A 408-nucleotide genomic window follows, 5' to 3' on the forward strand; every position below is an offset into this window, starting at 1 on the left:
ATACTCTATAAGCATATAAATCTACTTCAGGTGCTACACCTTTCACAGCATAATCCGCATTGTTTTTCTTTTGAGCTGCAATCGTTCCTGCCACATGTGTACCATGGTTTGTATAGTACACTAAGCCTGGATATTCCGGCTTACCAGCTTTTATCCAATCCTCGTACGTTGTTTCCATCGGATCTGCATCGTTATCTACGAAATCATATCCGCCTTTATAAGCACCTTTTAAATCTGGATGATTATAGTCAACACCTGTATCAAGAACGCCAACTTTAATCCCTTTACCTGTAATGTTTTCTGCATGGAGCTTGTCCACGCCAATTTGCGGAATGCTGTCCGCCATTTTCGGATCGATTGTTTCTTTCGTTTCTACCGGAGGTTCCACTTTTACCTCATAATCTTTAT

1 protein-coding gene is annotated in these 408 nt (G+C 40.7%); it reads right to left on the reverse strand.

Annotated elements, in window-relative coordinates:
- On the reverse strand, positions 1-408 hold a 408-nt coding region (locus BAMA_RS23370; protein ID WP_034644486.1), incomplete at both ends, for a S8 family serine peptidase.

It is taken from the genome of Bacillus manliponensis, from assembly GCF_000712595.1.
GTDB classification, from domain to species: Bacteria; Bacillota; Bacilli; order Bacillales; family Bacillaceae_G; genus Bacillus_A; species Bacillus_A manliponensis.